Here is a 280-nt window from a genome sequence, read left to right as displayed (position 1 = left end):
GGTACCAATAAAAGGCTCCAAAAGGGCAACAACACCCTCACTTGCAGGGTATTTGGTTTTAACCGCGGAGTTCGCAATGGCCGCAGAACCAGCACCTGCCTCATTGGAGAAAGCCGCTCACTGGAATCCAACAATGATCACACCAACTATACGACCTAATCCAGCTGCAGGAGTGAACGCCCCTGCGAAGATCATTCCGAAGGCATCTCCTATATATTCAATATTGGTAAAGATGATCACCAACGATGCCAATACGTATACCCCAGCCATAAAGGGAACT

The 280-nt window shown here is 48.2% G+C and carries 1 pseudogene; it reads right to left on the bottom strand.

Annotated features, from left to right (window positions below):
• Window positions 1-280, bottom strand: a pseudogene (locus ACRHOZ_RS20905) (alanine:cation symporter family protein); the annotation flags it as partial.

It is taken from the genome of Flagellimonas flava, from assembly GCF_050617915.1.
GTDB lineage: Bacteria > Bacteroidota > Bacteroidia > Flavobacteriales > Flavobacteriaceae > Flagellimonas > Flagellimonas flava_A.
The sequence above is the reverse complement of the archived record's forward strand: the minus strand, read 5'-3'. Positions and strand labels throughout refer to the sequence as shown.